The organism is Ruegeria sp. AD5, assembly GCF_056542345.1.
The window spans coordinates 13,592-34,544 of record NZ_JBQFZR010000005.1 but is presented as its reverse complement, the minus strand read 5'-3'; the positions used below and the strand labels follow the sequence as shown (position 1 = coordinate 34,544).

The window sequence follows — 20,953 nt, the reverse complement described above, 5'->3', positions numbered from 1 at the left end:
AGGCAGCCCTACAAGGTGAGGCGCGCCGCAGCGCCTCATCAATCCTTTCACCAGCAAACCTAAACTTCCTGTAAACTGATTTCGTGGACGCGATGCCAGCCACGAAAAGGGGGAGAGATGTCTGAAGCAAACCAAAACGCCCAGGAATTCGAAACCGCCGCCAACGCGTCAGAAACCGTAGCGGAATTTGAAGATCACCGGCGTGGTGTTCTGGGGAAGTTGCAGCATCTTCTCCATGTCAACCCTTCCTTTGTGCCGTTGATCGTTCTGGTCGGCGCCATCGTAATTTTCGGTCTGCTGCTGGGGTCCAAGTTCTTCTCCCCCTTTGCGATGACGCTGATCTTGCAGCAAGTTCAGATCGTGGGCATCGTGGCCGCAGCGCAAAGCCTTGTCATTCTGACCGCCGGCATCGACTTGAGCGTCGGTGCGATCATGGTGTTTTCATCCGTCATCATGGGTCAGTTCACCTTCCGCTACGGTATCCCCGTGCCCATTGCTGTGATGTGCGGGCTGGCAATGGGTACGCTGATCGGGGCTCTCAATGGCTGGCTGGTCAGTCGCGTAAAGCTGCCACCCTTTATTGTCACGCTCGGCATGTGGCAGATCGTTCTGGCGACAAACTTCCTGTATTCCGCAAACGAAACAATTCGCAGCCAGGATATCGAGGCCAACGCCCCGTTCCTGCAATTCTTTGGTACCAAATTCAGCATCGGTGGCGCGACCTTCACGGTTGGCGTGATATTCATGCTCGTTCTGATTTTCGTTCTGGCTTACGCGCTCAAACACACGGCCTGGGGCCGGCATGTCTATGCAGTGGGGGATGACCCTGAGGCGGCTGAACTATCCGGTGTGAACGTGCACAGAACGCTGATGTCCGTTTATATGTTATCCGGTTTGATCTGTGCCTTTGCGGGCTGGGCTTTGATCGGACGCATCGGGTCGGTTTCACCTACATCCGGTCAATTGGCCAATATCGAAAGCATCACCGCGGTTGTGATCGGGGGCATCTCTTTGTTCGGCGGGCGGGGATCCATCCTGGGATCGCTGTTTGGCGCGCTGATTGTTGGCGTGTTCACTTTGGGGCTTAGGCTTCTGGGCGCAGACGCACAATGGACCTTCTTACTTATCGGACTTCTCATTATCGCTGCGGTTGCCGTCGACCAGTGGATTAGAAAGGTATCGGGCTAATGTCAGACTCAACTCCAGTCGTCCAAGGCCGCGGGATCGTAAAGCGTTATGGCCACGTTACCGCCATCGACCATTCCGACTTTGAACTGCGCCAGGGGGAAATCCTGGCAGTGATCGGAGATAACGGCGCGGGCAAATCATCCATCGTGAAGGCGATCTGCGGCGCCACAATCCCGGATGAAGGCGAGATTCTGATCGAGGGCAAAAAGGTTAACTTCACCTCTCCGATCGATGCGCGGAATATGGGGATTGAGATTGTCTATCAGCAGCTCGCCATGTCTCCTGCCCTTTCGATTGCGGACAACATGTTCATGGGGCGCGAAATCCGCAAGCAGGGGTTCATGGGCAAATACATGCGTAAGCTTGACCGTCCAGCGATGGAGAAGTTTGCCCGAGAAAAACTGACCGAGCTTGGGCTGATGACTGTACAGTCGATCAATCAGGCGGTTGAGACTCTTTCTGGTGGCCAACGCCAAGGTGTTGCCGTTGCTCGTGCCGCTGCCTTTGCAACCAAGTTTATCATCATGGATGAACCGACCGCTGCTTTGGGGGTTAAGGAAAGCCGCAAGGTGCTTGAGCTGATCCAGGACGTGCGGGCGCGTGGCATTCCGATCATCCTGATCAGCCACAACATGCCTCATGTTTTTGAGGTTGCCGACCGCATTCATGTGCATCGGTTGGGCAAAAGGCTCTGCACAATTGATCCCAAGGATTACACGATGTCCGATGCAGTCGCCTTCATGACCGGTGCCAAGGAACCCCCAAAAGAGGACGCAGCGTGATCGAGCAGGACGTAAAGCGCGTTTGCGACCTGATCTCCTCCCGGCGGCAAGTTGGAGTCCGGACGATTATCGCAATCGCCGGCCCCCCTGCATCCGGAAAGTCGACCTTAGCGGAAGGCGTTGTACAATCGCTGAACACGCAACAGAGCTCGGCGGTTCCGTCAGCCACACTTGTACCAATGGATGGTTACCATTTGGACAACTGCGTGCTGGAAACGCGTGGATTGCTGGCGAGAAAAGGCGCGCCAGAGACTTTCGACGGGGTCGGGTTTTGCGCTGCAATCAGAGAGCTTCAATTTACGCGCCACGAGTCCTTTCATCCCAAATTCGACCGCACAATGGACCTCGCTATTGCCAACGCCATTGCGGTTCACCCGGCAACTCCGGTCGTCGTCGTTGAGGGTAACTATCTTCTGATGGACAGCGACCCGTGGAGAAACCTGACGGATGTCTATGCCGCAACGGTTTTTATCAGCCCAACTTTGGAAGAGCTTGAAAACAGGCTGCAAAACCGCTGGATCAACCATGGCTTTGACCCGATCACGGCATTGAAACGCGCGAAAGCGAACGATCTGCCAAATGCAAAACTCGTCATCAGCACTAGCCGAAATGCCGACCTAAGATTAAACCAGAACTACACCGAATTCGGGACGCGCCACGCGTTCTGAATTTACGCCCTGGACCCCGCCATCCGTCGATGCAGCTCCTCTGGGTGAATTCACGTGCAACCAAATTAAGTTCACACACATGAGGAAAACTCATGAAGTTTTTTGCGGATACTGCAGAAGTAAGCGAAATCAAAGACCTGATAGACTTGGGCCTTCTTGACGGCGTCACCACCGATCCAAGTCTGATTGCGAGATCCGGTCTCGATCTTAAAGAACTCATCGCAGAACTTTGCACTCTGACGGATGAACCATAAGAGTGCAGATTTAAAGCATAATGGTATAATTGTCCAATTTTAGGGGCATTTGCGCCACCACTCTATTTAATTATCCTAAACAGGCGCCTAAAGGAATCGCCAATCTAGCCATGAGAATGAAACGGGTACGGTTTCTGCATCCATACTGCCCGGTTCAAAGGCGCTGGGTCAGTGGCCATGTGGTTCCACCAATCTCCTAAATATAGCGGAGAAGCACTTCCAAGCGGGAAGATCATAACCAGAGGTTGGGATTGAACAGTTAGTCTGGCCGCGTGTGTTTTTGACTTTCATCATCACACGTTGAAAAGGTGGATCGGTCTGCCGTAAATCCTAAAAGTTGCACCACTTTTTTGATCTCACTCAAGTTAACAAGCACACCTTCCTCGCGCAAATCCTCAACGGCGAGAAAGATGTCTTTTCTTCTCGGAGCTTTTGACTTTTGACTTGATGAGCCTTTCTCCATTGCGGGTTTTTGCCGTCCTTTCGTGGAATGAGTGGATTGCGGGGTTTTGTCACCGGCTCCAAAAATTAGTTTTTGAAACCTTTGCAATAAGTTTTGTTTCTTTTTTACTACCCGATCAGATCGAGCAGCCGAGTTTCGTGTTTGCCAAGCTGTCTTTCGTTCCTGGATGGTATTGTCATAATGTGTGAACGCTTGTTCTAGATCATGTACAATTTGACGCTCTTCATCTGACGCGGCATCTGTTCGAAGATGCTCGGCCATTAAGCTTAGAAACTCGCAGCGCTGATCAAATTTGTTTTCGTCATTCCACCATTCATGGAATGTGTTGCGCACATCTAAGGTTTCATCTTGTCCGCGTTTAGGCGGTTCGCCTACGTTTCGAAGCCAACTCAGTACCGGTATCACTCGGCTTGGACCTTGGTACGCGATTGCGGCCTCGAATCTGAGTTCAGGAAGGGCAAATACGGGGAAAGACTTTGCTACCGATGCACGTAATGCCTTTTTCCAAATATCTGTCCTTGTCACTGCATAAATTGTGGAAGGCCGATAGTCTCCCAAGTGTGCTCTCACCCTCTCGGCAGCAGTCTTTTGGTCAATTCGGCGCCCGGCCATTTCAGGGTAGGCAGGAATTCCTTCAACCCGATCGGATGTTGCATCAAAGGCAAGTGCCCTTCCAATGCATGCGACCAGTTCTGGGTCGTTCGAAAGTTCTGTCAAACATGCTCTCAGGCCGGTTGGTAAGAAAAATTCGTCATCTGAGATCAGACTGCAGAATGGCGTCTGGACTATTTCTGTTGCGAAACTCAATCGGTCGAACAGAGGTGCAGGCATATGATAGTAATGTATTTTTTGACTCTGCGGTAGTGCTTCAGTGGGAATTGGCTTCGCCGATCCGTCGATCACATGCAGCTCGACACCTAACTCATTCCAATATGACATTGCTAACAGCACTAGCTGTTGTCGCTCAAAAGTTGGGATGACAAGAGTTAGATCTTCAAAACATACCATCGTTTTATGCGTCCAAGCTTGATACTAAACCTAGTTTGACTGCTTCGGTTCTTGCAGCAAACCTAGACGACTGCAACCTTCCTTCTATTCGCAAAATTACAGCTGACAGAAACTACTTCATTGTGCTTGTTCGCGACACTACCAACTGTATTGTGCAGGCCGCGAGATTGGATCGCCATCGTTATGCAGCACCTTCCTTAACTGGGATTTGCACTGCCGGAATAGAAACTGCGGCAAAGGATCGCCTCAATGTTACAGGCAGGTATGATTGTAACTCTTTTTAACGGATTGAAGCAGCGGCTTCACGGTACATTTCATGACTTAAGCCAACATCCCGGCTCAGTTGCATTTGTAGTTGGAAACTGGTTTAGAGTTCCCGAATTTACTGTTGGCGAGCGGTTGGCGCGTGCAAGCTTCCTTTGTTTGGACTCGTCTCGCTTGTAGTAAAAAGATGTGATTGTGGGGTTTGGCTTAGGCGATCGAACAGTGCGCCGCTACTGGATGAATACTGGGTATAAAGCTATGCGGTTTTAGGGAAGCATAGGGTGGCTAGGTGGTATATCTTTGCGCAAGTCAGCGCATCATAGCAAAATTACAGAAGGTCTTAGGAACTAGATGAAAGCTGTTTTGCTTGCCGGTGGACTCGGTACCCGGATTAGTGAGGAATCTCACTTGAAGCCTAAACCGATGATTGAGATCGGTGGCCGTCCACTACTGTGGCACATAATGAAGATTTACGGAGCTTATGGGATAACCGACTTCGTAATATGTTGCGGCTACAAGGGATTCATAATCAAAGAGTATTTCGCAAATTATTTTCTGCATATGTCAGACATCACGATCGATATTCAGGAAAATCGAATGGAGGTACATCAACGCCATGCGGAACCTTGGCGTGTCACACTTGTTGATACGGGAGAGATGACACAAACGGGTGGAAGAATCGTGCGTGTGCGCGAGCATCTGGACGATCGGTTCCTGCTTACTTACGGAGATGGGGTTAGCGACATTGATATCAGCGAACTGATAGCATTCCACGAGGCAGAAGGTGTGGAGGCAACCGTGACCGCTGTTCAACCGGCCGGACGCTTCGGCTCAATTCAGGTCGAAGGTGCGCGGGTCAAAAGTTTCTTAGAGAAACCGAAAGGTGACGGACAATGGGTATCTGGTGGTTTCTTCGTATGTGAGCCGTCCGTTCTAGACCGTATTGACGGTGATGACACGCTTTGGGAGCGTGAACCAATGGAGGCGCTGGCGGCCGACAAACAACTGGCAGTCTATAAACATAATGGTTTCTGGTCGGCTATGGATACGCTGAGAGACAAGAACTTTCTGGAAGATCTTTGGGCTAGTGGGAAGCCGCCGTGGAGAGTCTGGAGGTGACGACCGACTGGAAGGGACGCCGTGTCCTGCTCACGGGACACACAGGATTCAAAGGCGCCTGGTTGTCGCATTGGCTGCTATCGCGCGGTGCCAAAGTCTTTGGTCTTTCATTGGCGCCCGAAAACTCACCCTGTCTTTTTGATGAGCTCGAGTTGGCCGAGCGTATGGATCACTCGATTTGCGATATCCGCAATTCGGCGAATGTCAACGCACGTGTTGCCGATGCTGATCCCGACATTGTGTTTCACCTCGCAGCCCAATCACTTGTCCGCCGATCCTATCGCGAGCCGCAAGGCACGATGGATGTTAATGTGATGGGGACGGTGAACGTTCTTGATGCCTTGCGAGAGAGAAACAAGCCCACTGCGGTCGTGATCGTCACTACCGACAAAGTTTATAAGAATCTTGAACAGAATGCGCCCTACTTCGAGGATGACCAGCTTGGTGGTCATGATGCTTATAGCGCCAGTAAAGCAGCAGCGGAAATTGCTATTGCAAGCTACCGATCATCGTTTTTTTCGGGTTCGCCAGTTCGAGTTGCGACGGCCAGAGCGGGTAACGTAATTGGTGGCGGGGATTGGGCCGAAGACCGCATCTTGCCCGATTTGGCCCGCGCGTTTGGAGATGGTCAAGCTTTGGTCGTGCGCAACCGGCACGCGATAAGACCTTGGCAGCATGTTCTGGAACCTTTGAAGGGATACATGGATCTGGCTGATGGTTTGCTTGATGGTCGTAGTGATTTGGAAACTGCCTTTAATTTCGGTCCTGTGGTTTCCGATCAACGTCCCGTTCAAGATTTGGTATCAACCAGCTTGAACGCCTGGCCGGGTGAGGTCAGATATCAAAGCGAAACAAATGCACCACACGAGGCTGGCCGCTTGACACTGTCAATAGACAAGGCGAATTCCCTGCTGGGGTGGGCGCCTCGCTGGAACTTTGACCAGGCAGTAACCCGCACAGTCGATTGGTATCGGCAATTCAGCTCAGGCGTCGATGCAAAAACCCTAGTAGATACTGATATTGAAGAGTTCGAAAAGGCCGAGTGATGAAATTCGAACCGATGATGATCAGTGATGTGCTGCGTATCGACTTAAATCGTATTGAGGATGATCGCGGTTTTTTTGCGCGTTCTTTTTGTAGCGAAGAATTTCAGTCGCGACACTTATTCTCGGAAATCGCACAGATTAACACTTCTTATACTCGGCATATGGGCACAATCAGGGGGCTTCACTTTCAACGAGCCCCGGCTGCAGAGGCAAAGGTTGTGCGCGTCGTGCAGGGCGCGATTTTTGATGTTGCCGTTGATTTGAGATCCGGATCAGAGACCTTTGGACATTGGATCGCTCAGGAGCTCAGCGCAGACAACCGCGTTGCGTTGTACATTCCGGAGGGATTTGCCCATGGTTTTCAGACCATGACAGATGATGTCGAGATGGTGTACTTGCACTCGATTCCCTTCAGTCCTGAGTACAGCGGTGGAGTCCATTTCGACGATCCTGAGATTGGTATCGGCTGGCCGTTGTCAAAAACTGTGATCTCACCTAAAGATCGTGCTCTGCCACTACTTGCCGAACTGGAGCCGCTAGAGTCATGAAATGCCGTCACTGCTATCATCCGCTCGGCCCGGCCTTTCTTGACCTCGGGTTTGCACCACCTTCCAATGCCTATCTTACGCAGGCCGATCTGCATGCACCTGAAGTCACCTTTCCTTTGCGGTTACGTGTGTGTGAACAGTGTTGGCTGGTCCAAACAGAAGATTACGCCAGAGCAGATGAGATTTTTCGCGCGGATTACGCATATTTTTCATCGACTTCACAGTCTTGGGTTTCGCATGCCGCTGAGTATGCAAGCACAATCACCCAAAGGCTAAATCTGGGTGCTGACTCTTATGTGATCGAAGTAGCCTCCAACGATGGATACTTACTGAAGAATTTCGTGCAGGCAGGAATACCTTGCCTGGGTATCGAGCCTACTGATGCCACGGCAGAAGTTGCGGAACGCATTGGCATTCCAGTAATGCGGGCCTTCTTCGGTGAAACGCTGGCGCAGCAACTGGTAGCCCAAGGCCACAAGGCTGATCTTGTGTGCGGCAACAATGTATTTGCACATGTGCCCGACATCAATGACTTTGCTCTGGGGTTGGCAACAGTGTTGAATTCAGAGGGTGTTGTTACTCTGGAATTCCCTCATTTGCTCCGGCTTCTAGATGAATGTCAATTTGATACTGTGTATCATGAGCACTTCTCGTATCTTTCGTTAGGCGCGGCGCGGCGGATTTTTGAAATGGCGGGATTGCGTATCTTCGATGTCGAAGAACTGTCAACCCACGGTGGTAGCCTGCGAGTACACGGATGTTTGCATGACGCGTCACATCTTCTAACTGACTCGGTTGCAAGCGTTTTGGCTAAGGAACAAGCCGCGGGTCTAGAGACCCAGGAACCATACATTGCCTTCCAATCTCGCGTAGAAACGGTAAAGGACATGGCGCTTTCTTTCCTACTGGAGGCCAAGCGTAGCGGCAAGACCGTCAGCGCGTATGGAGCGGCCGCAAAAGGCAATACGTTGCTTAACTTTGCAGGCGTCGGCAGAGACCTGATTCAATTCGTATCGGACGCGGCTCCTTCCAAGCAAGGCAAGTTCATGCCGGGTAGCCATATTCCCATCCGCCCGCCCCAAGAGCTGACCGACAGCCGGCCTGACTACATCTTAATACTGCCATGGAATATCGCGAGTGAAATTACCGCTCAGTTGGCGGATTTGGCTGATGCAGGTTCAGCCTTCGTGACATTTGTGCCTGAGTTATGCATCAGATGACCAATCGGATACCATATACAAAGCCATCAATTACTGAACTTGAGGTCGAATACGCTGCAGATGCAGCGCGGCATGGTTGGGGTGCCCAATGCTATGAGTACATTGATCGGTTCGAAAACGAGTTTGGGAAATATCTTGGTGTGAATCACACCATCGCCACCTCTAGCTGTACGGGTGCGATGCATATGGGCCTTGCTGCGCTAGGTATTGGACCTGGCGACGAAGTAATTCTGGCCGACACCAATTGGATTGCCACGGTGGCTCCAGTGAAGCATCTGGGTGCAAGCCCGGTCTTCGTTGATATTGACCCGGTCACATGGTGCATCGATCCTGAACGGGCTGATGCGGCAATTACCCCTCGTACTAGAGCCATTATCGCGACGCATCTTTATGGTAATCTGGCAGACATGACGGCCTTGTTGGCGCTTGGTGAGCGTTATGGAATTCCAGTGATCGAAGATGCAGCAGAGGCGATCGGATCGGAGTGGTTGGGAAAAAAAGCTGGTTCGATGGGTTTGTTTTCCACGTTCTCATTCCATGGCACCAAGACCCTGACAACCGGCGAGGGCGGGTTATTCGCAACCAATGACACAAAGCTGTTCGAAAAGGTTCTGACGCTGTCTAATCATGGGCGCGTGCGAGGGCAAAGCCGCCAGTTCTGGGCCGATATGATTGGCTTCAAGTATAAGATGTCCAATATTCAGGCAGCGATCGGTTGTGCCCAGCTTCAGCGCATCGAAGAGCTTACGGCGCGAAAGAAGGAAATTCTGGCGGGCTACAAGACAAGGTTAATAAATGAAACAGGCATTTCACTAAATCCAGAACCATCCGATGGCATAAATGGCGCATGGATGCCGACTGTCGTTTTTACAAAAGAAACTGGGGTCACTCGCGAGATATTGCAGGCCGCGTTTGCTGAAGCCAACATTGATGCTCGGGTGTTTTTCTGGCCCCTGAGTTCGCTTGAAATGTTCGAAGAATGTTCTGAGAATATTCATGCATGGGATATCCCTTGCCGTGCGATAAATTTACCGAGCTATCACGATATGACAGATAGAGATCTGGATCAAATCGCAGACGTAGTCGCTGTAGTTGCGGGACAAAGGTAGAATTACACGTTGCCGGATCTTAAGAAAATAAGCGTGAAATTGGGCGCACATTACTCTGAAACTTTTGCCCGTCACGGTGCCACGGGTGAGGGTGTGGATTGGGGTTCTGACCCATCTGACCACCTTATACGCCTCGACCGAATGATTGCGGTAACCAACTTAGGTGATCTGACACAGCCAAGCATAATTGATGTTGGATGCGGCTATGGCAGCCTGTTGGATCGAATGAAAGATAGGAAACTCAATATAAAATTCACCGGCATCGATATGGCGAGTTCAATGATTGAAACTGCAAGAGATCGCCATCGAGACGCAACTTGGATAGCGGGTGATGTACTCGACCTACCGTCGGAGCCTCAGTATGACTACGCGGTTTGCAATGGTATACTCACTCAGAAGCTCTCGGTGTCACAACCTGACATGGACGCTTACTTGCGAAAACTGGTAACCCATATGTTTACTATGTCGCGAGTTGGGATCGCCTTCAACGTTATGACGACCCATGTAAATTTTCAATCTTCTAACCTTTATTATCGCAACCCAGCTGAATTACTCGCCTGGTGCATGTCGCAACTCACATCTCGTGTCCAACTTGATCATGCTTATCCACTGTATGAGTACACTCTTTACCTGTACCACTCTGATGCGCCTGGTCTTGCGTATGGTGCGCACCGTTCGGTCACCGCGAGATGAATCGAATTGGTCTCATTTGTTCTGGTGGCGGTGCGGTAATGGCTGCGGCCTACGATATTCTGACTGAGCTTTCTCGCACTCCTAATTGGGTGATGGTTTCCGACCGGGCCTGCAATGCTGAGCAAAGGGCAGATATCCGAGGTATCCCCATCAAGCGAGTGGAATACCGAAATGCCGTGGACTTCAGTTCCAAAGCCTCATATTGGCTGTTTGAGGAGAAGAAATGCGATTGTTCTGTTCTGCTTTTTACTCGCCTCGTAGGGCCTTCAATCTACGACTCTAAGCCCTGCATTAATCTTCATCCGTCGCTGTTACCGTTGTTCCCGGGATTAGGTTCTCTGACGGCGACGCATGCATCTGGGATGACTATCATGGGCGCGACCGCTCACCGAGTCGATCAATCGATGGATGGCGGACCCATAATCGCTCAGGTCTGGTCCCCCCGGCCAACTACCAGGGAAACAATCCAAAGAGTGTCTTTCGCGCAAAAGCTCTATTTGCTTTTGTTACTTCAAGAAGCTCTGGCAAACGGGCATATAGAGCGGGCGTTGACGCTAATGGGGACAAAAGGCACCAGTTCAAGCGTGGTCGCAAAACCTGCGATTGCAGATAAAAAATTGAACGATGCGTTTCGCTCTTTCCTTAGAAACGAGGGCATCTCGTGGCCAACGCAACCGTCGTAATATCGCAATCTATGTATTTCCCTTGGTATGGCTTGCTCGAGCAACTTCGCCTGGCGGATGTATTTGTTCACTATGACGACGTGCAATTTGCGCGAGGTTTTCTTAACCGAGTCCAGATAAAATCAAAGGATGGAGTTCGTTGGATGACGGTACCAACGCGCGACCGTCATCGCGGGCAGAACATTAATGAAGTGAAGATTGATGACCGAAGGCCCTGGCGTGAAGAACATTTAAATTTGTTGAAACAAGCATACTACTCGGCGCCGTATGTCGATGATATGCTAGAAGTGGTCTATGACGTTTTCCAGCAGCCATCGCAGACGCTTGATGAGCTAACCAGCTATTCGGTTCAGGCACTTGCAAGATATTTCGATCTTGATCAAAAAACGACCTTTATGTCGTCTGAGCAATTGAACGTTGCGGGGGCTTCGAGCCAACGACTACGCGACCTAACTTTGGCGGCAGGTGGAAGCGTCTATCTAACCGGACATGGTGCTAAAAACTACCTGGATCACTCAATTTTCGAGGATGCAGGGTTAGAAGTTCGTTACATTTCATATGATTGTGCACCTTATCCTCAATTACATGGCGCTTTTACGCCATATGTCACAGCACTCGACCTTATCGCTAATTGTGGTAGAGCGGGCGAAACGATGATCCGATCAGGATCAGTCAACTGGAAGGAGTTCATCAATGGATCCGATTGAGGCTTTTCAGGCGGAAGTCCGAGATAACATAAATAGTCTTGGAGCGGATCAGGACCTGCAAGCCTTATCCCGCATTTGGGTACGTGAAATTGCGCCGCATAAATGGGCGTACAATTTTTCTTGGCTTGGTCGTCCTGCAATTCAATTCCCCAATGACGCTTGGGGGTTGCAGGAGATCGTCTGGAATGTTCGCCCGGACTTGATCATTGAAACGGGCATCGCACATGGCGGTTCACTGATTTACTCGGCCTCACTTCTCGCGATGTTAGAGTATTGCGACGCCGTAGAAGCGGGCAAGACGCTTGACCCCGCCAGTCCCAAACGCAAAGTGCTTGGCGTTGACATTGATATTCGCGCCCACAATCGTGCAGCCATAGAAGAGCATCCGATGGCCTCCAGAATCGAGATGATTCAAGGCTCATCTATTGACGAAGACATTGTGGACCAGGTTCGAACTGCTGCTGAAGATTACCATAAGGTACTTGTTTGTCTCGACAGCAATCATACACACGATCATGTGCTTGCCGAGTTAAATGCGTATGCCCCGCTTGTTTCTTCGGGTAGCTATTGCATTGTGTTCGATACAATCGTTGAGGATATGCCTCCCACTATGTTCACTGATCGTCCATGGGGACCTGGAGACAACCCAAAGACTGCAGTTCATGATTGGTTGAAAGTCAATCCTGATTTCGAGATCGACAAGAGTATCGATCACAAGCTGCAAATTTCGGTGGCACCGGACGGCTTCTTACGACGCCGGTAGTTTTGTCACGGTGGATTTCGACCAAACAGACAAAGTCCATGACAGGCCCGCGCTGATTGCCTAGAAATGCCTATTAGATTTGCTTTTGGAACCAGGTGATCCCAGTGGAGCAATTGGCGTTTACATACGAAATGGGTGTGGTCTCGGTGCTTTTGGCCTTCACGGTGTTCTTGTTTGTGTCCGAGATTGTAAGGATCGATCTTTCGGCCATCCTGGTGTTGGTCATTGTGGGTCTGCTGAGTTATGCACCGGGTCTCGAAAATCTGGCAAATGTTCCTCATCTGTTTGACGGGTTTGCGTCCAATGCCGTGATTTCGATCATTGCGGTCATGATCGTAGGGGCGGGTTTGGATAAAACGGGCCTAATGAACAAGGTCGCGTCCGTCATTTTGAAATATGGTGGTAAGTCTGAAAACCGAGTGCTGCCGATCGTTTCGGGCACAGTCGGTGTTATCTCATCATTCATGCAAAATGTCGGGGCGGCGGCGTTGTTCCTACCGGTGGTTAGCCGTATCTCATCGCGATCGGGTATTCCGTTGTCACGTTTGCTTATGCCCATGGGGTTTTGTGCCATTCTGGGGGGGACAATGACGATGGTCGGGTCCTCACCGCTTATTCTGTTGAATGACCTGATCCAAACTGCAAACGAAGGGCTGCCCGAAGCCCAGAAGATGGAACCCTTTGGATTGTTTTCCGTTACCCCCATCGGTGCGGTGCTGATCCTGACGGGGATCGCATATTTCCTGCTGCTGGGACGTTGGGTGCTGCCGGGTGATTCAGGGTCGGAGAGTACGGGTACCGGGCGCGGGACTCAGGAATATCTTCAGCGGGTCTACGGGCTGAAGGCCGATGTGTTCGAGGTTGTGGTTCCGGCCGACAGCCCGCTGGTCGGGCAAATACTGGCCGACATCAACTTTGAAAATCATCTCTATATCATCTCGACCTTTTACCGCGGCAAGACCTCGATGGTTCAGGTGCTAACAGCCGAGATTGCTGCGCCTTGTCGATTAGCGATTGTGGGTCGGCGCTGGGTTGTCGAAGAGTTTGCCGAAAAGTACGGGCTGACGGTGCTGCCTGATCTGGATGTGTTTGTCGAAGAGTTCGCACCCACGAATGCCGGGGTCGCAGAGGTGGTTGTTACGCCTGACAGCAAACTGATCGGCAAATGCCCTCGCGAATTGCTATTCCGCAAAACCTACGGAATGTCATTGCTCGCCATTCACAGGGGTGAAGAGACGCTGAGTCATGTCGAGACTGAGACGCATGAATCCACCCAGATAGGGCTTGAGAAGTTCAAGGCTGGCGACATGTTGGTTGCTCATACCCGCTGGGACAACCTGATGCGGATAAAGCGTGATCCGGATTTTGTTGTGGTCACGTCTGATTTCCCGCAGGACGAATTGCGCCCGCAGAAAGTAGGCTGGGCGCTCTTGTTCTTCTTGATCTCATTGTCGCTGATCCTGTTCACGGATGTGCGTTTGTCGCTCTGTTTGCTGACCGGAGCCGCAGGAATGATGTTGACCCGGGTGCTCAGTGTTGACGAGGCGTATCGAGCAGTTGGATGGAACACGGTCTTTCTGCTGGCGTGTCTGATCCCGTTGGGTCAGGCGGTGCAGAATACCGGGACTGCGGCATGGATTGCGCAACAGATCATGATCATCTTGGATGGATGGCCGAATTGGGCGCTACAGGCGGGCGTCGCCATTCTGGCGACGGCATTTTCTCTGGTCATGTCAAACGTCGGCGCGACGGTTCTGTTGGTGCCCCTTGCGGTTTCAATTGCGGTTGCGGCGGGTGCCAACCCGGCGGTCTTTGCATTAACCGTCGCGATTTCGACCTCGAACAGTTTCATTATCCCGACCCATCAGGTGAATGCGCTGATCATGGGGCCAGCTGGGTACAAAGTGACCGATTTCGTCCGTTCGGGCGGGATCATGACGATCATTTTCTTGATCGTCTCACTGTTGATGCTGAATGTGATTTTCTGACCCTGTTAATCACCCAGCTAGGCTGATCGTTTGGCCCTGCTCTGACGCCTGTTGTGCGGCAAGGCCGATACGCACGGCCCAAATCCCATCACGCAGTGAGACCTCGGGTTTGGTGCGCTCGCCCCTGACCAGCTCCAGAAAGCCTTTGTGCTGGTAATAAGTTGAGCCATTGTGGTCGCCAGCCGCCAGCAACTCGGGATCAACGGGGATGTCGCGCTGGATTGGGCCTTTCGGTGCACGAGGGCTGATGATCAGCTGTGGTACAGGCGCGTCGCCCAAATGTTCGGGCCAGAAGCGGCCCGGGCCGGGCACAAGCGCTTCGATCTTGGCATCGCGCCCAATGGCCGAGATTTCTTCTTGATACCGCGAACCCTCGGCAAACATGCAAAGCTCGAGCATCGCGCGTGTGCCCGAAGCAAAATCGACAATGACATAGCCGTGGTCCAGAATATCTGGAGTATCGCCGTCATAAACTTCGTCCAAATGATTGACAGCTTGGCCTCCGCTTGCGGAAACACGAACCGGGTCTGATTGCAGGATCAGGCGCATGAGGTCGAAGAAGTGGCAACATTTTTCGACGAATGTACCGCCAGTGTTACGGTTGAACCGGTTCCAATTGCCGACCTTCTCGAGAAACGGAAAGCGGTGTTCGCGGATCGTGAGCATCTTGATCCCACCACCTGCGGTCGCTGCTTCATCGATCAGCGCCGTGATCGGGGGCATATAGCGATATTCCATTGCGACCCAGATCGGGTGCGGAAAACTGCGTTCCAACTCCTCAAGCCGTGCAAGATCGGTGGGATCAGTGAACAACGGTTTCTCGATCAACAGTGGCAGTGGGCGGGTTTCCGCAATCTCGGCCAGTTGATCAACATGCAGGTGGTTGGGGCTGGCGATGACTAGACAGTCCAGATCATTGACTGCCAGAAGGTCCTGAAGGGAAGATACCATCTGCGCGTCGGGTGTAATTGCCTGCGCCTTATGCGCCATCTCCGGGTCGGGTTCGAAGATTGCGGCGACTCGTGTGCCCTCAAGCAGAGCAATGTTGTGCAGGTGTTCCTGCCCCATCATACCGCATCCGATCAGCCCATAGTTGGTGGTCCGGGTCATGCGCAGTTCCTTTTATTTCAGGCGTTGAACGTATGTGGCTCGATCTGAATCAAACCATGTTTTTGAAAACTCGATAGGTTCAGCTTTCTCAGACCAACTGAACCGTTCGATATACCCTGCGGCTTGGCCCGCAGGTTTGGTGAAGCCTTCAGGAGTCCAGTCGGGCAGGGCACTGACAGAAACGCGATCCTCTGCCCGAGTGATCCAGAAGCCAAGTTGTTGCTGGTAATAGCGATAAAGCGAGTCGGACAGCAGGTTCTGGTCTATGGTCCCGGCTGATTCGTCCAGCCAGATTTCTTCGACCGCGATGATTGTGTCATTCAGATAACGCATCCGGCGTACGCGCGAACCGCTATCAGACAGGCCGAACTTCGGCAGCTTCGCAGGCTTCTTGAGATGATCAACTGACAGAATATCGGCACGCGGCAACCCGCCGCCTTCGGGCAGTTCCAGCCGGAACATCGCATAGACGCTGTTCTGCGTTCCGGTCTCGCGGATGTAGTTGCCCGAACCCTGAATACGCTCCAACATGCCTTTTTTCTCAAGCTCGGCGAGGGATTTTCGCAAGGTCCCGACCGAGACATTTAGGTTCGAAGCCATGTCCCGTTCAGGTGGAAGACGCTCACCATCAATCAGACGGCCCGCAGCTATATCGCGGATCAGAAGCTCTGAGATCTGGACATAGATCGGCAGGGCGTTGGGGTTGCGGCTGCTGGAGGACATTGAGGGCGCTTCACTCGGTCGCAGGAAAAATTGATACACTATTGATCTACATCAATGCGCTTGCTACGCAAGAGGAAAGTCAAAGATGTACGGAGCGTGAATCAAATGACCATCGTCCCCATCACATCCCCCGACCTGGATGCGGCCGAGGTTTCGTGGTTTGCAGCGCTTTGCTCGGATGACTACCAGTTTCTGGGTGTGCCCGATGGTGATCTGCGATCCGGTTGGGAGCATTGTTCAGGCATCGTGAAAGAGGCCGAGGCGCAAGGCTTTCGCAACATCCTGTGTCCGTCATCGTACCAGGTCGGTCAGGATACGTTGAGCTTTGTTGCAGGCTGCGCCCCGATCACTGAAAAGATCAACCTGCTGGCCGCCGTGCGCTGTGGCGAAATGCAGCCCATCATGCTGGCCCGTACCATCGCGACGCTGGACCACATGCTAAAGGGGCGGCTGACGGTTAACATCATCTCGTCCGATTTCCCGGGCGAGAAAGCCGACAGTGCGTACCGCTATCAGCGTTCGCGCGAAGTGGTCGAGATCCTGAAACAGGCCTGGACGCAGGACGAAATCAACCATGCGGGCGAGGTCTATAACTTTTCAGGCCTGACCACCGACCCGGCTCGGCCTTACCAGACCGGTGGCCCACTGCTGTATTTCGGCGGCTACTCGCCGTCTGCTTTGGACCTGTGCGGTGAACATTGCGATGTCTACCTGATGTGGCCGGAAACAAAGGATCAGTTGGCCGAGCGGATGAAAGCCGTTCATGCAGTTGCCGAGAATTACAATCGTACTCTGGATTACGGCCTGCGCGTCCACATGATCGTGCGGGATACCGAGGCTGAGGCACAGGAATACGCCGACTACATCGTCTCGAAACTGGATGACGAATATGGTCGTGCGATCCGCGAGCGGGCACTGGACGCGACATCCTTGGGCGTGGCGCATCAATCCAAGAACCGCGATCTGGCCGACGAATATGGCTATGTCGAACCTGGACTGTGGACCGGCGTCGGACGCGCACGGTCGGGCTGTGGTGCTGCGCTGGTCGGTTCGACCGATCAAGTTATGTCTAAAATCGAAGAGTATCAGAAGATGGGCATTCGCGCCTTCATCTTTTCGGGCTATCCGCACATGGACGAGGCCAAGCATTTTGGCTCCCGCGTGATGCCCAACCTGAAAACCTGCTCGCTTCCCGAAGCCTACGGGCGCGTGCCAGCAACCACCCCGGCAACCCCGCTGGGCAACGGAGTTCGTCGCTGATGCAACGTGTGAAACTATCTGACACGCTGGAAATGAGCCGTCTTGTCTATGGCATGTGGCGCTTGGGTGATGACAGTGACACCTCGACTGCGCATGTTGAGGCCAAGATTCAGGCCTGTCTGGATCAGGGCATCACCACCTTCGATCAGGCCGACATTTATGGCGGATACGCGGCCGAAGCCGTTCTGGGCAATGCCTTGCGCACCAATCCCAGCCTTCGCCAGAAAATGGAGATCGTCACCAAATGTGACATCGTCGCGCCGATGGGGCGTTATGCCGAGGCCAAGGTCAAATATTACGACACGTCGCGTGCTCATATTCTGAAGTCGGTCGATACATCTCTGTCGGAAATGGCGATCGACCACATCGACTTGCTACTGATCCACCGCCCGGATCCAATGATGGATCACCATGAAACCGGTGCAGCGCTGGATGAGGTGGTTGCCAGTGGCAAGGTCGGCGCGGTTGGTGTGTCCAACTTCCGCCCTTGGGACTGGTCTTTGCTGCAGTCGGCGATGAAAACCAAGTTGGTCACCAATCAGATCGAGATATCTCTGGGCGAGATCAGCCCGTTCACTAACGGCGATCTGGCGTTCCATCAGCAGCATGGTCATCCGCTGATGGCGTGGTCCCCACTTGGCGGGGGCCTTTTGATGGCCGGGAACCCTCCGGTTGGTGTTGTTGCGGATGAGATAGCCGAGGAATTCGGGGTGGACCGCGCCGCCGTTGCGGTTGCCTTCCTGCTCGCGCATTCGGCGAACATCCTGCCGGTTTTGGGCACAAATAATCTGGGCCGTATCAAACGCGCCTCGGATGCGTTGAAGGTCAAGCTGGATCGTGAAAGCTGGTACCGCCTGTATGAGGCGGCGCTGGGACATGAGGTGCCATGATGAACGCAATCTCGCGCGATATGAACCATACATTCGTCCCGCATAAGGACGACACGCGAACCCTGCGCGATGCTTTTGGCCGTTTTGCCACCGGAGTTACTGTCGTGACCTGCGACAGTGAGGATGGGCCAATCTGCATTACCGCCAACAGCTTTTCGTCCCTGTCGCTGGATCCGCCGCTGGTGATGTGGGCGGGCGACCGCAATTCGCGCCGGTTCCGCTATTTTCACGCGGCGCGTCACTTCAGTGTGCATGTTCTGTCTGCTGAACAGGCCGAGCTGTGCTTTGGCTGTTCAAAAGACGCCCATGCGCTGCGTGATATCGAACATGACCGTTGTGAAAACGGCACCCCGTTGTTGCCGGGCAGTCTTGCCCGGTTCGAATGCGAGCAGCACGCTTATCACGATGCAGGCGATCATGTGATCGTGGTGGGCAAAGTTCTGAAAGTCAGCATGGCGGATGGAGACGCGCTGACGTTCTTTGCCGGAAAACTCGGCCAATTCGCGCAGAGCTAAGCGCGATATGAAGACTGCGGGTCAAACCCGCAGCTGACAGTGGGAGGATCCGCATGGGCGGACTGGCATCGGCGTTGACGCCGATTGCATTCGTGAACGAAACCGTGCTGCGTCTGGGCCGCGCGGTCGGTGTTGTTGCGATTGCAGTTATGGTTATCGCGATCCTGATTCAGGTGTTCTTCCGATATGTCTTGGGTAACGCCCTGCCATGGCCGGATGAGGCTGCCCGGTTCTGCATGCTCTGGATGACGGGCCTGATGGCCCCCACAGCTTTCCGTCGCGGAGGGTTCGTCGCCATCGATATGCTTGCACGTTTCCTGCCGCGCGTGCTTGGTCAATCGCTCAATTTGTTCCTGCTGCTGATCTCGCTGGCCGTGTTGCTGGTTGCGGTCAATATCGGCTGGTCTGAGGTTACGGGCTTTGGTGGCCGGTTCGCCACTGCGGCGTTGTACCTGCCTACCTCTTTCGGGTTCGATGAATGGTACCGTATTCCGCGCAGTTGGATGATGGCCTCTCTGCTGGTTGGGATCATCTTGCTGATCTCGGTCAATATCGAACTGATCTTGCGGTCGATAGTAACCATGTTGGGGGGAGCACATCTTTTGCCTGAAATTCCCGAAGCTGCGGTGGGGGCTGAATAAATGCTGATTTGGTTCCTGCCCACCTTCCTGATTTTCCTGCTGATCGGCCTGCCGGTCTTTTTCGCACTGCTGGCAGCGCCCGGCATTCTGCTATGGCTTAGCGGTCAGACCAACGACATTACGCTGCTCTATCGCAATGTCTATAACGGTATGGATAGCTTCCCGCTGATGGCGATCCCTTTCTTCATGCTGGCCGGAGAACTGATGAACCGGGGCGGCATTACCATCCGACTTGTGGAGTTCAGCCAGGCCCTGATGGGCCACCTGCGGGGCGGCCTTGCGCATGTGAACGTCCTCAGCTCGATCCTGTTCGCGGGCCTTTCAGGATCCGCTGTCGCCGATACTTCGGCGCTTGGGTCAATGCTGATCCCGGCGATGGAGAAGCAAGGCTATACCCGCAAATTTGCCGCCGCGATCACGGCAGCCAGTTCGGTGATCGGGCCGATCATCCCGCCCTCGGGCATCATGATCATCTATGCCTATGTCATGGGTGAAAGTGTGGCTGCGCTCTTTCTCGCTGGCATCGTGCCTGGGGTCATGGTCGGTGTCGGTTTGATGCTCATGATCAAGCTGATGGCGGATCGCTACGACTTCCCGGTCGCCAGCCGTAAATACACTTGGCCGGAACGCCGTCAGGCCAGCCTAAAGGCGTTCTTCCCACTGATGACCCCTGTGATCATCCTGGGCGGAATACTGGGTGGCATCTTTACCCCAACCGAGGCCGCCGCAGTCGCAGTAGGGTATGCCTTCATCATCGGTTTCTTCGTCCTGCGCACATTGACGTGGAAAGAAGTCCCCGAAGTGCTCAGCAATGCAGGTATGACCTCAGCTGTCGTCCTGTTGTTGGTCGGGGCGGCAATGGCCTTCAAGACGGTGGTCAGCCTCAGCCATGCGCCCGAACAACTGGCCTCGCTGATCCTCAGCCTGTCGGAAAACCCGCTGATCCTGCTGTTCCTGATCAACCTGCTGCTGTTCATCGTCGGAATGTTCCTGGATGCAGGCCCCGCTATTATCATCCTTGGCCCGATCCTCGGTCCGATCTTCACCAGCCTCGGTGTAGACCCGATCCATTTTGCCATTATCATGAGCGTCAACCTGACCGTCGGTCTGGCCACCCCGCCCATGGGGCTGGTGCTGTTCGTAGCCGCCGCCGTGTCTCGGGAACGGGTTGAAACCATCGCCAAGGCAATCCTGCCGTTTCTGGCGGTCGAAATCATCGTGATCTTCTTGATCACATACATCCCCGCACTATCCATGACGATCCCGAGGATAACGGGATTTGCAAACTGAACTGAGTATCACAGGGAGGAA

General features: G+C 53.0%; 22 protein-coding genes. 19 read left to right on the top strand and 3 right to left on the bottom strand.

The genetic code is table 11. The annotated features are described in order from the left end of the window. The first annotated feature begins 117 nt into the window (after nucleotides 1–117). The 4 genes from ACR0JG_RS18660 (at nucleotide 118) to ACR0JG_RS18645 (ending at nucleotide 2,892) form a co-directional block, all read left to right on the top strand. Nucleotides 118–1,188, top strand: coding sequence for an ABC transporter permease (locus tag ACR0JG_RS18660; protein WP_170392953.1), 1,071 nt, complete (start codon nucleotides 118–120; stop codon nucleotides 1,186–1,188). After that, a complete protein-coding gene (locus ACR0JG_RS18655; protein WP_170402609.1) occupies nucleotides 1,188–1,970 on the top strand; it encodes an ATP-binding cassette domain-containing protein in 783 nt (260 codons plus the stop codon). Before ACR0JG_RS18660 ends, ACR0JG_RS18655 begins: the two co-directional genes overlap by 1 nt. Nucleotides 1,971–2,176: 206 nt before the next feature. After that, nucleotides 2,177–2,638 (top strand): nucleoside/nucleotide kinase family protein, encoded by a 462-nt coding sequence (locus tag ACR0JG_RS18650; protein WP_480571828.1) that lies wholly within the window; start codon nucleotides 2,177–2,179, stop codon nucleotides 2,636–2,638. A 92-nt stretch (nucleotides 2,639–2,730) separates the two neighbouring features. Continuing rightward, the gene (locus ACR0JG_RS18645) at nucleotides 2,731–2,892 is read left to right on the top strand and encodes a transaldolase family protein (RefSeq protein ID WP_480571825.1); all 162 of its coding nucleotides are present in this window, start codon (nucleotides 2,731–2,733) and stop codon (nucleotides 2,890–2,892) included. A 259-nt stretch (nucleotides 2,893–3,151) separates the two neighbouring features. On the opposite strand, the gene ACR0JG_RS18640 is transcribed toward ACR0JG_RS18645, so the two are convergent. After that, nucleotides 3,152–4,363: a TIGR00180 family glycosyltransferase gene (locus ACR0JG_RS18640; RefSeq protein WP_480571822.1), complete on the bottom strand. Its 1,212-nt coding sequence runs from the start codon at nucleotides 4,361–4,363 to the stop codon at nucleotides 3,152–3,154. A 615-nt stretch (nucleotides 4,364–4,978) separates the two neighbouring features. Between ACR0JG_RS18640 and rfbF the strand changes: the two genes are divergently transcribed. The 10 genes from rfbF to ACR0JG_RS18590 all read left to right on the top strand — a co-directional run bounded on the left by rfbF (nucleotide 4,979) and on the right by ACR0JG_RS18590 (nucleotide 14,503). Next, nucleotides 4,979–5,746, top strand: a complete 768-nt coding sequence (gene rfbF, locus ACR0JG_RS18635) for a glucose-1-phosphate cytidylyltransferase (RefSeq protein WP_170408162.1) — start codon at nucleotides 4,979–4,981, stop codon at nucleotides 5,744–5,746. Next, nucleotides 5,728–6,792 (top strand): CDP-glucose 4,6-dehydratase, encoded by a 1,065-nt coding sequence (rfbG, locus tag ACR0JG_RS18630; RefSeq protein ID WP_480571818.1) that lies wholly within the window; start codon nucleotides 5,728–5,730, stop codon nucleotides 6,790–6,792. Before rfbF ends, rfbG begins: the two co-directional genes overlap by 19 nt. Next, nucleotides 6,792–7,340, top strand: coding sequence for a dTDP-4-dehydrorhamnose 3,5-epimerase (gene rfbC, locus ACR0JG_RS18625; RefSeq protein ID WP_480571815.1), 549 nt, complete (start codon nucleotides 6,792–6,794; stop codon nucleotides 7,338–7,340). Before rfbG ends, rfbC begins: the two co-directional genes overlap by 1 nt. After that, a complete protein-coding gene (locus ACR0JG_RS18620; protein WP_480571812.1) occupies nucleotides 7,337–8,560 on the top strand; it encodes a methyltransferase domain-containing protein in 1,224 nt (407 codons plus the stop codon). The genes rfbC and ACR0JG_RS18620 overlap by 4 nt, the downstream gene beginning before the upstream one ends. Continuing rightward, the gene (locus ACR0JG_RS18615; RefSeq protein ID WP_480571809.1) at nucleotides 8,557–9,669 is read left to right on the top strand and encodes a DegT/DnrJ/EryC1/StrS family aminotransferase; all 1,113 of its coding nucleotides are present in this window, start codon (nucleotides 8,557–8,559) and stop codon (nucleotides 9,667–9,669) included. The genes ACR0JG_RS18620 and ACR0JG_RS18615 overlap by 4 nt, the downstream gene beginning before the upstream one ends. A 9-nt stretch (nucleotides 9,670–9,678) precedes the next feature. Further along, complete coding sequence (locus ACR0JG_RS18610) at nucleotides 9,679–10,362, top strand: class I SAM-dependent methyltransferase (protein WP_480571806.1); 684 nt, start codon at nucleotides 9,679–9,681, stop codon at nucleotides 10,360–10,362. Further along, nucleotides 10,359–11,045 (top strand): formyltransferase family protein, encoded by a 687-nt coding sequence (locus ACR0JG_RS18605; protein WP_480571803.1) that lies wholly within the window; start codon nucleotides 10,359–10,361, stop codon nucleotides 11,043–11,045. The genes ACR0JG_RS18610 and ACR0JG_RS18605 overlap by 4 nt, the downstream gene beginning before the upstream one ends. Then, nucleotides 11,024–11,752: a WbqC family protein gene (locus ACR0JG_RS18600; protein WP_480571800.1), complete on the top strand. Its 729-nt coding sequence runs from the start codon at nucleotides 11,024–11,026 to the stop codon at nucleotides 11,750–11,752. The genes ACR0JG_RS18605 and ACR0JG_RS18600 overlap by 22 nt, the downstream gene beginning before the upstream one ends. Further along, on the top strand, nucleotides 11,739–12,515 hold the full coding sequence (locus tag ACR0JG_RS18595) for a cephalosporin hydroxylase family protein (protein WP_480571797.1): 777 nt from the start codon (nucleotides 11,739–11,741) through the stop codon (nucleotides 12,513–12,515). Before ACR0JG_RS18600 ends, ACR0JG_RS18595 begins: the two co-directional genes overlap by 14 nt. A 131-nt stretch (nucleotides 12,516–12,646) precedes the next feature. Next, on the top strand, nucleotides 12,647–14,503 hold the full coding sequence (locus ACR0JG_RS18590) for an SLC13 family permease (protein ID WP_480571977.1): 1,857 nt from the start codon (nucleotides 12,647–12,649) through the stop codon (nucleotides 14,501–14,503). A 9-nt stretch (nucleotides 14,504–14,512) separates the two neighbouring features. Here the strand turns inward: ACR0JG_RS18590 and ACR0JG_RS18585 are convergent, their stop codons facing one another. Beyond that, nucleotides 14,513–15,613, bottom strand: coding sequence for a Gfo/Idh/MocA family protein (locus tag ACR0JG_RS18585; protein ID WP_480571794.1), 1,101 nt, complete (start codon nucleotides 15,611–15,613; stop codon nucleotides 14,513–14,515). Nucleotides 15,614–15,625: 12 nt separating this feature from the next. Further along, nucleotides 15,626–16,336, bottom strand: coding sequence for a GntR family transcriptional regulator (locus ACR0JG_RS18580; RefSeq protein ID WP_170425613.1), 711 nt, complete (start codon nucleotides 16,334–16,336; stop codon nucleotides 15,626–15,628). Between the two features lie 105 nt (nucleotides 16,337–16,441). On the opposite strand from ACR0JG_RS18580, the gene ACR0JG_RS18575 reads away from it, so the two are divergent. From ACR0JG_RS18575 to ACR0JG_RS18555, 5 genes are read left to right on the top strand one after another with little or no spacing between them, the layout of a single operon-like run. Then, the gene (locus tag ACR0JG_RS18575) at nucleotides 16,442–17,596 is read left to right on the top strand and encodes an LLM class flavin-dependent oxidoreductase (RefSeq protein ID WP_480571791.1); all 1,155 of its coding nucleotides are present in this window, start codon (nucleotides 16,442–16,444) and stop codon (nucleotides 17,594–17,596) included. Next, nucleotides 17,596–18,486, top strand: coding sequence for an aldo/keto reductase (locus ACR0JG_RS18570; RefSeq protein WP_480571788.1), 891 nt, complete (start codon nucleotides 17,596–17,598; stop codon nucleotides 18,484–18,486). Before ACR0JG_RS18575 ends, ACR0JG_RS18570 begins: the two co-directional genes overlap by 1 nt. After that, nucleotides 18,486–19,001: a flavin reductase family protein gene (locus ACR0JG_RS18565; protein WP_170408253.1), complete on the top strand. Its 516-nt coding sequence runs from the start codon at nucleotides 18,486–18,488 to the stop codon at nucleotides 18,999–19,001. Before ACR0JG_RS18570 ends, ACR0JG_RS18565 begins: the two co-directional genes overlap by 1 nt. 53 nt (nucleotides 19,002–19,054) lie before the next feature. Further along, nucleotides 19,055–19,642, top strand: a complete 588-nt coding sequence (locus tag ACR0JG_RS18560; RefSeq protein ID WP_170398319.1) for a TRAP transporter small permease — start codon at nucleotides 19,055–19,057, stop codon at nucleotides 19,640–19,642. After that, nucleotides 19,643–20,932: a TRAP transporter large permease gene (locus tag ACR0JG_RS18555; protein WP_170398321.1), complete on the top strand. Its 1,290-nt coding sequence runs from the start codon at nucleotides 19,643–19,645 to the stop codon at nucleotides 20,930–20,932. The last annotated feature ends 21 nt before the right edge of the window (nucleotides 20,933–20,953 follow it).

What these genes read in the sequence shown, in the direction of transcription:
- ACR0JG_RS18660 (WP_170392953.1), top strand. Translation starts at nt 118, where the DNA reads ATGTCTGAAGCAAACCAAAACGCCCAGGAATTCGAAACCGCCGCCAAC.
- ACR0JG_RS18655 (WP_170402609.1), top strand. Translation starts at nt 1,188, where the DNA reads ATGTCAGACTCAACTCCAGTCGTCCAAGGCCGCGGGATCGTAAAGCGT.
- ACR0JG_RS18645 (WP_480571825.1), top strand. Translation starts at nt 2,731, where the DNA reads ATGAAGTTTTTTGCGGATACTGCAGAAGTAAGCGAAATCAAAGACCTG.
- ACR0JG_RS18640 (WP_480571822.1), bottom strand. Translation starts at nt 4,363, where the DNA reads ATGGTATGTTTTGAAGATCTAACTCTTGTCATCCCAACTTTTGAGCGA.
- rfbF (WP_170408162.1), top strand. Translation starts at nt 4,979, where the DNA reads ATGAAAGCTGTTTTGCTTGCCGGTGGACTCGGTACCCGGATTAGTGAG.
- rfbC (WP_480571815.1), top strand. Translation starts at nt 6,792, where the DNA reads ATGAAATTCGAACCGATGATGATCAGTGATGTGCTGCGTATCGACTTA.
- ACR0JG_RS18620 (WP_480571812.1), top strand. Translation starts at nt 7,337, where the DNA reads ATGAAATGCCGTCACTGCTATCATCCGCTCGGCCCGGCCTTTCTTGAC.
- ACR0JG_RS18615 (WP_480571809.1), top strand. Translation starts at nt 8,557, where the DNA reads ATGACCAATCGGATACCATATACAAAGCCATCAATTACTGAACTTGAG.
- ACR0JG_RS18605 (WP_480571803.1), top strand. Translation starts at nt 10,359, where the DNA reads ATGAATCGAATTGGTCTCATTTGTTCTGGTGGCGGTGCGGTAATGGCT.
- ACR0JG_RS18595 (WP_480571797.1), top strand. Translation starts at nt 11,739, where the DNA reads ATGGATCCGATTGAGGCTTTTCAGGCGGAAGTCCGAGATAACATAAAT.
- ACR0JG_RS18590 (WP_480571977.1), top strand. Translation starts at nt 12,647, where the DNA reads ATGGGTGTGGTCTCGGTGCTTTTGGCCTTCACGGTGTTCTTGTTTGTG.
- ACR0JG_RS18585 (WP_480571794.1), bottom strand. Translation starts at nt 15,613, where the DNA reads ATGACCCGGACCACCAACTATGGGCTGATCGGATGCGGTATGATGGGG.
- ACR0JG_RS18580 (WP_170425613.1), bottom strand. Translation starts at nt 16,336, where the DNA reads ATGTCCTCCAGCAGCCGCAACCCCAACGCCCTGCCGATCTATGTCCAG.
- ACR0JG_RS18575 (WP_480571791.1), top strand. Translation starts at nt 16,442, where the DNA reads ATGACCATCGTCCCCATCACATCCCCCGACCTGGATGCGGCCGAGGTT.
- ACR0JG_RS18570 (WP_480571788.1), top strand. Translation starts at nt 17,596, where the DNA reads ATGCAACGTGTGAAACTATCTGACACGCTGGAAATGAGCCGTCTTGTC.
- ACR0JG_RS18565 (WP_170408253.1), top strand. Translation starts at nt 18,486, where the DNA reads ATGAACGCAATCTCGCGCGATATGAACCATACATTCGTCCCGCATAAG.
- ACR0JG_RS18560 (WP_170398319.1), top strand. Translation starts at nt 19,055, where the DNA reads ATGGGCGGACTGGCATCGGCGTTGACGCCGATTGCATTCGTGAACGAA.
- ACR0JG_RS18555 (WP_170398321.1), top strand. Translation starts at nt 19,643, where the DNA reads ATGCTGATTTGGTTCCTGCCCACCTTCCTGATTTTCCTGCTGATCGGC.